We start from the raw sequence: 11,876 nt of genomic DNA on the forward strand, positions 1-11,876 counted from the left end.
TTTTTCTTTGTGTAGCATAGGAGAACCTCATAAGTCCTTTTTCTTATATTATACTCCTAAATACGAAGAAAAGCCCTTAGAAAATCAATTCTAAGGACTTTGTCTTCAGTCTGAAACGACTTCCCTATTGGAGGTCGTTTTTGGCTATTTATAGATAACTTTTCTCGCTCAACCAAGCATGGATAACGGACAGGGTCTTGTCTTGGAATTTGCCTATCGGGTACATATGATCTGCTCCTGTTAGGGAAATCAGGATTGAATCTTTGTAATTCTGTGCTGTTTTCCGAGCGATGGCAGAAACGGTCATCTTATCTTCGCTTCCAGTGATAATGAGGACAGGTCCTGACATCTTGCTGAAATCAACATAGGCAGCTCTGCTTTTATCCAAAAAAGGAAATGCCATTTGGGTATAGACCTTGCCAGATTCTGGGACTAGGCCTTGGTAGAGTCCGTCCTTTATCTCTGGGTCTTGAGCATTTAGACAGTAGTTAAAGAAGGCTTTTTTATAGGGTGGCATGTGCTTTTTCCAGAATCCCCAGCGAAGGAAATGCGGTAAAAAGCTGGCTAACATGGTCGGATAGAGGGCCAGGATGTCAGCTGTTGGGGCGGGTCCCATGAGAATCATGCCAGCCACCGGAGTGCGTTCTGCGACCATTTGGGCTAGTAGACAGCCCAGAGAATGCCCCAAAAGAAGTGGTGGCTCATCTAGGCTCTCAACCAAGGCGACCAAATCATCAGCATAGTCTGTCAGGCTGACGGCACCGACCTTGTTTGCGACTTCGTTATACGGTAAGTCATGGTGGCGTAGGCTGGGCGTGTGGACTCGTAGACCCATTTGTTCCAATTTCGTAGCAAAGTCTCCCCAAACAGAACCATCGCACCAGGTTCCGTGAATCAAAACGATATCTTTCATATTCTCCTCCTGACTTTTTTCTATTATAGCATGCTGAAAGCTAATTGTTAACTGTCTGTAAAAAAGTTAACCTACTAGTCACATTTCTTTAAGTCTTGTGCAAGATTAGTTGGTTAGGATAGATGCAGAAGTAAATTGAAAGGATTTGATGAGTATGAATAAACAAACACTTTACAAAACAATGAAAACTGTTCTTGCTATGGCTATGTTGGGAGGAATGCTGACTTTGGGACAGGACTTAGCAAAGGCAGACAGCATATCAGAAGATACCCCGACAATTGAGGCATTAACGATTCAAGTAGAGGGGGAAAAGCAAAAGGAAGCCGCTGCAAAAGCTGCTGCAGAGGCCAAGGCAGCGGCAGAAGCTAAAGCTGCTGCGGAATCTGCAGCCCAAGAAGCCCTTGCAACCAATATGGTTTCAGAAGTAGCAGTAACCTACACAGCTAACACTTATCCAGTAGGTCAATGTACCTGGGGTGCAAAGGAAGCAGCACCCTGGGTAGGTAATTACTGGGGGAATGGTGGAGACTGGGCTGCAAGTGCAGCAGCGCAAGGTTATGAAGTAGGTACGACCCCTAAAGTTGGGGCAGTCATCGTCTGGACAGATGGTGGTTATGGTCACGTCGGTGTAGTAACCGAAGTTGGAGAGAATGGACTGATTCAGATTGTAGAATCAAATTATAATGGCAATATGACCGTAGCAAATTACAGAGGATTGTTCAATCCACTGGAGACAGGAGCTGGAACAGTTAGCTATATTTACCCTCCAGCTGGGGTATAAACATAAGAGTGTTTAAAGGTCTTGTAGGCCTTTTTTCACTGTCATGCTTTCGTTTTAAATTTTTTATACCCTTGATAGAAATTATATATTGGCTCATAAGATTCTTTCGTGATATGATAGTAAAATCTGAAAAAGAAAGAGTGATTATTATGAAAAAATTAGCTTTATTTGCAACAACGGCCCTAGCAGCCTTTACTTTAGCGGCCTGCAGTTCTTCAACATCAACTAGCTCATCAAGCAGCACGGACCAAACTCTCTTGGCACAAATCAAGGAAGAAGGTGTCATTCAAATCGGTACAGAAGGTGCTTACGCTCCTTACTCTTACCATGACGAGAGCGGAAAATTGGTCGGTTACGATGTAGAGGTGGCTGAAGCAGTTGCTGAAAAATTGGGCGTTAAGGTCGAATTTGTTGAAACCAAGTGGGACTCCATGATTGCTGGTTTGGACGCAGCACGTTTTGATACCATTGCTAACCAGGTTGGCGTGACAGACGAGCGAAAAGAGAAATACGATTTTTCAACACCATATACATATATCTATGGAGCCTTGGTAACTCAGAAAGACAATACAGAGATTACAGGTTTTGCTGACTTGGCAGGTAAAAAATCAGCCAACAGCTTAACTAGTAACTGGGCAGATTTGGCGCGTGAAAACGGTGCTGAAGTTGTTGGTGTAGATGGATTTGCACAGGCTGTTGAGTTGTTGAATACAAACCGTGTGGATGCAACCATCAACGATAACCTGGTTTACTTGGATTACCTCAAGCAACACGCAGATGCACCGATTAAACTGGTGACCTTGACAGACGATGTTTCCACAACAGCCTTCCCAGTGGTTAAAGGAAATGAAGACCTAGTAAAAGAAATCGATGCAGCCTTGGCAGAATTGGCTAGCGAAGGAAAATTGGCAGAAATCTCAAACAAATACTTTGGTGAGGATGTATCTAAAGCCAAATAAAGAATAAATAGGAGAAACGATGACAGATAGAGTTTGGCAATTATTAATTGATTCATTTACGCAAATCCTTGTCCCAGGATTATTGGTGACGATTCCACTGACCATCTTGTCTTTTATCTTTGGTCTAATCATTGCTATTGGGACAGCCTTGGTGCAAATTGCTCAGATTCCCATTCTCAAACAAGTGGCTCGTTTCTATATTTGGGTTGTTCGAGGGACGCCACTCTTGGTTCAACTCTATGTGATATTCTTTGGGCTACCAAGTCTAGGAATTGTCTTGGATGCCTTTCCATCTGCGGTTTTGGTTTTTTCTGTCAATACAGGTGCCTACGCCGCGGAAACCATACGGGCTTCTATCGAGTCCGTGCCTAAGGGGCAGTTGGAGGCTGGCTATTCTGTCGGGATGAGTTTTGCCCAGACCATGCGTCGGATTATTCTCCCACAGGCCTTTCGAGTGGCCTTTCCGCCCTTATCGAATACCTTGATTGGATTGGTTAAGGACACATCTTTAGCGGCCAATATCACGGTCTTGGAGATGTTTATGGCGACTCAGCAGATTGCGGCAAGGACCTATGAACCATTTGCCCTCTATTGTGAAGTTGCTCTCATTTATCTATTCTTTTCAACTATTTTGACCAAGCTTCAAGCCTATGGCGAGAAGAAGTTGGCGGTCTATTAGGAGGTTCAGATGATTCAAGCAAATGGAGTAAAGCTGACCTTCAATGGTCAAGAGGTATTAAAAGGCATTGATGTAGAGGTCAATCCAGGAGAGGTGGTTGTTATTTTGGGACCATCTGGCTCCGGAAAAACAACCCTTCTTCGTTCCTTGAACTTTTTGGAAAAAGCTGACGCGGGTCACTTAGTCTTCGGTGAGGACAGCTATGACTTGGCTCAGATGACAAAGAAGGAAATTGCAGGCATCCGCAAGCGAACAGCCTTCGTTTTTCAAAACTACAATCTCTTTGCCAATAAGACTGCCCTGCAAAATGTGACGGAAGGCTTAATTGTAGCTCGGAAAGTACCCAAACAAGAGGCTGAAAGAATTGGTAAGGCAGCCTTGGATAAGGTTGGCCTGTCGGACAAATATGATTCTTATCCGAGCCAGCTATCAGGAGGTCAACAGCAACGGGTCGGCATTGCCAGAGCTATTGCAACTAGTCCCGAGGTCATCTATTTTGATGAACCAACCTCTGCTCTCGACCCCGAGTTAATCGGAGAGGTCTTGTCTGTCATGATGCAGTTGGCCAAAGAAGGGATGACCATGGTGGTTGTGACACACGAGATGGGCTTTGCGCGTGCAGTAGCCGACCGTGTGATTTTCATGGATGGAGGCCAAATTATTGAAGAAGGCCGACCAGAAGATATTTTTGACCAGCCAAAAGAAGAACGAACCAAGCAATTCTTGGCTCGGATTCAGAAAGAAGAACTATAGAAGGAAAACACTGGCAATGCTGGTGTTTTTCTCATACCTAAAGAAATAGATGTTATAACCTTCAAAACACTTTTGCATTTTTTACTGGAATTAGATATAATAGAACGAAGAAAACGTTTGCACAAAATATGAGAAAATATGAATAAGAAAAGTAGGAGGGGCTGATGACAACTTTAGCAGATGTAGCTAGGTTAGCTAATGTTTCAAAGATGACAGTGTCGCGTGTTATCAATCATCCAGAGCAGGTGACACGCGAATTGCGACTGTTGGTGACGAAAGCCATGGAAGAATTAAATTATAAGCCAAATGTTGTCGCCAAGGCCTTGGCCCAGCAACGGACCCTGATTGTGCAGGTGGTCATCCTTGAAAAAATGGATGTCGTTGAGCCGTATTATATCGATTTATTGCGAGGGATTGCAGCAGAATTGAATCAACGAAATTATACCTTGCAATTGGTAACCGATGCGAAGTTAGTGACGGATCAGTGTGATGGCTATATTGTCACAGGTGCCAGAAAGTCAGATTTTTCATGGTTGAAAGGCTTAGGTAAACCTCTCATATTATTTGGAGAAAATAGTGAGGGGCTACCGTTTGTGGATTCAGATAACAAGGAAGCCACTCGATTAGCGACAGAATTTGCCCTATCAAAAGGATATGAACAGGTTTTCTTTGTGGGTATTGATTTACTAGAGTCATTTGAAGAAAGACGAGAAGAAGGCTATAAAAAGGCTATGAAAGACCGAGAAAGTCGCCTGTATCGCTTGGCCAATCATTCTCGCGTCGCAGAAGACTTTATCAGAAATCTCGACGATTTACCAGATAAGACTTGCTTTGTCTGTGCTTCGGACCGCCTAGCACTGGGAATTACAAGGGGGCTACAAGCGATTGGAAAATCGATTCCTCAGGATGTTGGCGTGATTGGATTTGACGGATTTTTTATCGATAGGATTTCAAATCCGAGGTTGACGACCATGAAGCAACCCATTCAAAAAATGGGAGCAATTAGTGTAAAGCGATTGATGGATATGCTGGACGGAAAACCATTGACCAGCTTGGCTCATTTCGACCGTGCTGAATTGATTGAACGAGAGACTACGCCATAGTAGTTTCTTTTTTTGATGATTTTTGTTACCGATAACATTTAAGAAAACGTTTGCAAAGACTAGGTGCTATTGTATATACTTATACTATAAAAATCAATTTACGTGGAGGAGCCTATGAAAAAGAAATCTATTCGTGAGATGAAATCAAGAGGAATGTTTGAGAAAAAACAATTTTTTAGCATTCGTAAATTTAATATCGGAGTTGCATCCGTCGGTATTGCGACAGCTTTTCTGATGTCTGGAGTCGGTCAAGTAGTTCATGCCGAGGAAGTGGCTGCTCCTGCGGAAGCTACTATAACCAGTGTTTCGGAACAGTCTGGAGGAGCATCGACAAGTGAAACTGTATCAAGTGTAACCAATACAAGTCCTACTGGAGTATCTGAAACGGTTGAGGCTCCAGCAGTCACTGAGGTTGTTGAAACAGTAGATAATGCTTCAGCTACTCCGCTTGCAACTACTGCAACACCTGTGGTAGAAAGAGCCGCAGCAGAAACCCCTATCGAAGAAGGCAGCATTCGTCTGCACTTTGAAAATGTAGATGAAACAGCACCAGAAAGCCAAGGTTTGTGGACTTGGGGAGGAGTGGCAGAGCCGTCCGATGGGAATCAATGGCCAACGGATACGGCGAATTTTTCAAGCAGTCAGGTAGATGACTACGGCCATTACGTTGATATTAAAAAATCTGAGATACCAGGAACGATTGGCTATCTGGTCCTCAAGAATGGGGAAAAAATAACAGAATCGGACCAAAAAGTGGAGCTTCTTGTTCCGGAACAGAATGAAGCCTGGATCGCTAGTGACTACAGCGTGTCTAGCTATGAGCCGCTCAAAGATGAAAATGTTCTCCGCATCAATTACACACGTGAAGACAACAATTATGAAGGTTGGGGCGTTTGGACTTGGGGCGATACGACTGAAGCGAGTGATGGCTGGCCAACAGGTGCCGTGGACTTTAAACTTGGCAAATACGGAGCTTATGTTGACATTCCTCTATCGAACGGTTTAGATTCTAAGCTTGGATTTCTACTAATCAATCAGAATAATCCAGATTTGGCTGGCAACAAAACCATTGATTTAGCTTTTGCAGATCGTAAACGGCATAGCCAAATTTTCCTTCGCAATGACGACGACAAAGTCTATACCAATCCATATTTTATCGAAGAGAAAGTAGAACTTGATACCAGCAAGGCGACTCCGGGTACAAAAAATGTGACCCTTGAGGCTAGTAGCAAAGCACCATTCAACTACAATGAAAGCGGCTTGGTATCTGTAACTGTCACCAACCCTGAAAATGCTGAGATTGTCAAAATGGAAGTCGATACAAGTGCCATCGGCGGAGGCCTTGTGCCAATCTCTACTGAGCTCAATCGTGTGACCATTAAAGCGACGTCTAGCACAGCGCCAGGGACCTATAGTCTTCCTGTAAAGGTCTATGACAAGGACAACGGTTACTACGAAACAAAATTAGATGTGACCATTACAGAGCGTATCAAGGCAGAAGGTGAAAAAGACTGGGATGAGCAAGTTATCTACTTCATGATGACAGACCGTTTCTACAATGGAGACACCAGCAATGATAAGCTGGTGGAAGGAACGGTCTCCAACCCACGCGGTCTTTACCGAGGCGGTGACTTCAAAGGAGTGACAGCCAAGCTGGATTACTTGAAAGAATTGGGTGTGGATTCTATCTGGTTGACACCAATTGTGGAAAATATTCCACAGAATGTCGGTAGCGCTACAGATGGAGAGTACTATGCTTACCATGGTTATTGGGCATCTAATTTTGAGAAATTAAATCCGCATTTGGGAAGTTTAGCCGACTTCCACGAATTGATTGATGCCGCGGCAGAAAAAGGAATAAACATTGTTGTTGACGTGGTGCTTAACCATGCTGGCTATGGTACAGAAGAAACCTTTGCAGGTATGGTACGAACTAAGGAAGAAGATAAGCAGGGAGATGACCAATTAGGCTCATTATCTGGCTTACCAGACTTCAAGACAGAAGAAGCAGCTGTTCGCAATCAGTTGGTTGCTTGGCAGGCATCTTGGTTGGAACGCTCAACAACTGCCAAGGGCAATTCTATCTATGCTTTCCGTGTCGATACAGTCAAACACGTTGATGATACCACATGGCAACATTTCAAAAATGAATTGGTGGATAGAGACCCTGACTTCCACTTGATTGGGGAAACTTGGGGAGCTAACTATAAAGATACCAAGGGTGACTTGGGAGTAGGTACTATGGACAGCTTGTTGGACTTTGGCTTCAAGGATATTGCCAAATATCTGGTCAATGGTCAACTAAAAGCAGCTGGACAAGAGCTGGAAGAACGTAGCAAGGTTCTGACTAGTGCAGCTTCTCTGGGTCAATTCTTGGGCAGTCACGACGAAGATGGTTTCCTCTACAGTCTCGGTGGCGCAGAAAAAGAAGGAAATCTGGACAAACTGAAATTGGCTGCCAGTCTTTTGATTACTGCTAAAGGTCAGCCAGTTATCTACTACGGTGAAGAAGTGGGGCAATCTGGACAAAACAACTGGCCAGTTTATGACAACCGGTACGATTTCGATTGGAGCAAGGTAGAGACTAGCGACATCACAGACCACTATCAGAAATTATTGGCTTTCCGTAATGCCAATTCAACATTGCTCTCACGAGGTGATACAAGCAGCCTTGCTGGAAATGATAGCCAAGGTTGGTTGATCAGCAAACGCAGTTACCAAGATCAAGCTGCCTATCTTGTCTTCTCAACCAATACCGAGAACAAGGAAATGGCGCTTGAAGTATCTGGTAAAGATGTGGTTGTAACAGATGCATACACAGGAAAATCTTACCAAGCTATCGAGAAAGACGGTAAATGGGTTGTTCAAGTCGAACTGCCAACAATCGGTCAAGGTGGCACCATGCTCCTTCAGACTCAAGCAGGTGACATTGTCAATGCAAGTGTGCAAGGAGCGACTGAAGAGCCAATTGAAGCTGGCTACTTCCGTGTTCACTTTAAAACTCTACCATCTGAAAATTTATCTAGCCTAGGTTTATGGACATGGGATGATGTCGAAAAACCATCGTCAGATGTTGGTGCTTGGCCAACAGGTGCAACCAATTTCAGCACGGCTAAACAGGATGACAATGGCTATTATCTTGATATCAAGATGAAAGGTGAAACAGCCAGCAAAATCAGTCTTCTGATTAATAATACATCTGGGGAAAATATAACCGGCGATAAAGTTATTGAGCGAATTAGCACCAAGATGAATGAAGCTTGGTTTGATGAGAATTATCAACTCAGCCTCTATCAACCGCTTAAAGAAGGCTACATCCGTATCAATTACTTCCGTACCGATGGCAATTATGACCAAAAAGGTCTCTGGATCTGGGGTGATGTGACTGACCTTACCTTGGGTGACTGGCCAGATGGTATTAATTTTGAAAATCAAGGCAAGTATGGCGCCTATATTGATGTCAAATTGACAGATTTACCAAGTTCCATTGGCTTCTTGCTATTGGATGAAAGCAAGTCAGGAGATGATGTGAAGATTCAACAGAAAGATTATAGCTTTAAAGATTTGAAAAATCAGACACAAATCTTCCTCAAAGATGATGATGCGACTATTTACACCAACCCTTATTTTGTCAATAATGTCCGTGTGACAGGTGTTTCTCACGTTAGCCTAACAGCCTTAGAAGCAGCCTTTACTACATTGGAAGGTGCGGATAAGGATAGCATCTTGGAGAAATTGTCTGTAACAGATAAGAATGGTCAGACAGTTGCTGTGACGGACCTTGTCTTGGACCTTACCAGCAACAAGGTGCGAGTCCTCGGGGATTTCAACCAAGAAAATGCGGGCTATACCCTCAAATATGGCAATGATAGCTTCACAACAACTATGAGCTGGCAATTGAAGGATGAGCTCTATGCTTATGATGGAGAACTTGGTGCGCGTGTGAGTCAGGCTGGTAGTGTCGTTGATATGACTCTCTGGTCTCCAAGTGCAGACAGTGTAGCAGTTGTTCTTTATGATAAGGATGACCAGTCTAAGGTGGTAGGCAAATTGGCCATGACCAAGGGCGATAAGGGACAATGGGACCTCGAATTAAACGGTCAATCAGGTCTTGGTATTTCGGACTATCGTGGTTACTACTACCATTATGAAATCACTCGTGGGGATCAAGCTGTTCTTGTTTTAGATCCATATGCTAAGTCTTTAGCGGAGTGGAATAGTGATTTGGCAGATACAGATCCATCTTATCGGATTGCAAAAGCTGCGATTGTGGATCCATCAGAAGTTGGTCCAAGTGGTTTGGACTATGCCACCATTCCTAACTTCAATCAGCGTGAAGATGCCATTATCTATGAAGCCCATGTACGTGACTTCACATCAGATCCTGCTATTTCTGATGAATTGACAGCTCAGTTCGGTACCTTTGCGGCCTTTGCAGAGCGTCTCAGCTATCTCAAAGACCTGGGTGTGACCCATATTCAGTTGCTACCAGTTATGAGCTACTATTATGTCAATGAATTGAAAAATGCAGAGCGGATGAGCGAGTACGCTTCTAGCAACAGCAACTACAACTGGGGCTATGATCCACAGAGCTACTTTGCCTTTACAGGTATGTATTCTACAGATCCGACCAATCCAATGAAACGCATCGAGGAATTCAAAAACCTAGTCAATGAAATCCACAAACAAGGCATGGGTGTGATTTTGGATGTGGTCTATAACCACACTTCTAAGACTTTCTTGTTTGAAGATTTAGAGCCAAACTATTATCACTTTATGGAGGCAGATGGTACGGCTAAATCAAGCTTTGGTGGTGGTCGTCTCGGAACAACTCATTATATGAGTCGCCGTGTCCTCGTTGATTCTATCAAGTATCTTGTGGACGAATTTAAGGTAGATGGTTTCCGTTTCGATATGATGGGGGACCATGATGCCGAAGCGATTGAGCTGGCCTTTACCGAGGCACAAAAACTCAATCCAAACATCATTATGCTTGGTGAAGGTTGGAGAACCTTTACAGGCGATGCCAATCAGCCTGTTCAGCCAGCGGACCAAGACTGGATGAGTTCAACAGATACGGTTGCGGTATTCTCAGATGACATTCGCAATACACTTAAATCTGGTTATCCAAACGAAGGCCAGCCAGCCTTTATCACAGGCGGTGCTAAGAGTGTTGAGTCTGTCTTCAATAACATCAAGGCACAACCAGGCAACTTCTTGGCAGATGATCCAGGTGATGTGATTCAGTATATTGCTGCTCACGATAACTTGACCCTCTTTGATATTATCGCTCAGTCCATCAAGAAGGATCCGTCAGTTGCTGAAAACTATACTGAAATTCACCAACGTCAACGTTTGGGTAATTTGCTAGTCTTGACTGCTCAAGGGACACCGTTTATCCATTCTGGTCAGGAGTATGGACGGACCAAACAGTTCCGCCATCCTGATTACAAGGCACCTGTTTCAGAGGACAAGGTACCAAACAAGGCGCATTTGTTGACAAATGCTGATGGTACGCCATTTGACTATCCATACTACATTCATGATTCTTACGATTCATCGGATGCGGTCAACAAGTTTGACTGGACCAAAGCGACAGATGAGGCGCTCTATCCAGAGAATACCCGTACTCAGGCTTTTACAAAAGGATTGATTGCCTTGCGCAAATCTACAGATGCCTTCCGTTTGGGAACAAAAGAAGAAGTTGAACAGAAGGTTAGCTTGATTTCAATTCCAGGTCAAAATGGCATTGCTACAAATGATGTGGTCATTGCCTATCAAACCATTGCAAGCAATGGGGACCGCTATGCTGTCTTTGTTAACGCCGACAGCAAGGAGCGCAGTTTTGTTCTTTCTGATAGTTACAAAGACTTGCTGAAGGGTCAAGTGCTGGTCGATGGTGAACGTGCAGGTGTAGAAGCATTGTCTGATTTAGTGGGTGTTGAGTTGACTGATAGCGCAGTTGTGCTTGCCCCATTGACTGCAACAGTGATTCGTTTGCCTCATATCATCACAGAAGTTCCAGATACAGCACCTACTGCTGAAGAAAAACCAACCCTAGACCTTACTACCAAAGAACGTACAGAAGAATCTGTCCTTCCGATTGTAGAGGAAGTTCGCTATGATGCAACTCTTGCAAAAGGTCAATCTTATGTGCTTCAAGAAGGTAAGGCAGGTAAGAGAGTCTTGGTTTATCAAGATGTCTTGGTTGACGGCAAGGTAGTAGCAACAAATCTGTTATCTGAAACAGTAGTCGATGGAGAGGCACGGATTGTTGTCCATGGTAGCAAGGAAGTGATAAAAGAAGTAGCGAAATCAGACGCAGTTGTGAAGCAAGAAGTATTGAAACCAAGTCTATCTGCTCCAACAGCTCTAGTGTCTGAACAAGCTACAACAAGTACATCAAACAAAGAAAGCCTACCAGCTACAGGAGACCGTCAAAACGATTTGGCACTCCTAGGTCTCGGACTTGCTGGACTTGGTTTGACAGTTGCTGCACAAGGAAGAAATAAAAAATCAGAAGAATAGTAAGCTTTCCTCCCGACAACCATAGCAGATTGCTGTGGTTGTTTTCTGGCTCTATAATTTCTGTAGTGGGTAAGAACACCGTGGAAATTATGGAGCCTTTTTGAATATAGAAAAAAGGTCCCATATGACCTATAATGAAAAGCGACGAAACTCACATTAG

At 43.8% G+C, this 11,876-nt stretch carries 7 protein-coding genes; 6 read left to right on the top strand and 1 reads right to left on the bottom strand.

Features of this window, described 5'->3' with window-relative positions; translation table 11 throughout:
* Positions 1 to 148: 148 nt before the first annotated feature.
* Positions 149 to 913, bottom strand: coding sequence for an alpha/beta fold hydrolase (locus C1E99_RS01525; RefSeq protein ID WP_105206396.1), 765 nt, complete (start codon positions 911 to 913; stop codon positions 149 to 151).
* A gap of 154 nt (positions 914 to 1,067) precedes the next feature.
* Here C1E99_RS01525 and C1E99_RS01530 point away from each other — a divergent pair, with 154 nt between their 5' ends.
* The 6 genes from C1E99_RS01530 to C1E99_RS01555 all read left to right on the top strand — a co-directional run bounded on the left by C1E99_RS01530 (position 1,068) and on the right by C1E99_RS01555 (position 11,716).
* On the top strand, positions 1,068 to 1,694 hold the full coding sequence (locus C1E99_RS01530; protein ID WP_105206401.1) for a CHAP domain-containing protein: 627 nt from the start codon (positions 1,068 to 1,070) through the stop codon (positions 1,692 to 1,694).
* Between the two features lie 149 nt (positions 1,695 to 1,843).
* Positions 1,844 to 2,653 carry an amino acid ABC transporter substrate-binding protein gene (locus C1E99_RS01535; protein WP_105206397.1) on the top strand — a complete coding sequence of 270 codons (810 nt, stop codon included), beginning with the start codon at positions 1,844 to 1,846 and terminating at the stop codon, positions 2,651 to 2,653.
* Between the two features lie 19 nt (positions 2,654 to 2,672).
* Positions 2,673 to 3,332: an amino acid ABC transporter permease gene (locus C1E99_RS01540; protein ID WP_029187119.1), complete on the top strand. Its 660-nt coding sequence runs from the start codon at positions 2,673 to 2,675 to the stop codon at positions 3,330 to 3,332.
* 9 nt (positions 3,333 to 3,341) lie between these two features.
* A complete protein-coding gene (locus tag C1E99_RS01545; RefSeq protein ID WP_105206398.1) occupies positions 3,342 to 4,085 on the top strand; it encodes an amino acid ABC transporter ATP-binding protein in 744 nt (247 codons plus the stop codon).
* A 164-nt stretch (positions 4,086 to 4,249) separates the two neighbouring features.
* On the top strand, positions 4,250 to 5,188 hold the full coding sequence (locus C1E99_RS01550) for a LacI family DNA-binding transcriptional regulator (protein ID WP_105206399.1): 939 nt from the start codon (positions 4,250 to 4,252) through the stop codon (positions 5,186 to 5,188).
* 114 nt (positions 5,189 to 5,302) lie between these two features.
* Complete coding sequence (locus C1E99_RS01555; RefSeq protein WP_161951124.1) at positions 5,303 to 11,716, top strand: pullulanase; 6,414 nt, start codon at positions 5,303 to 5,305, stop codon at positions 11,714 to 11,716.
* The last annotated feature ends 160 nt before the right edge of the window (positions 11,717 to 11,876 follow it).

Source organism: Streptococcus suis (assembly GCF_002964045.1).
In the GTDB taxonomy this organism is placed as follows: Bacteria; Bacillota; Bacilli; order Lactobacillales; family Streptococcaceae; genus Streptococcus; species Streptococcus suis_U.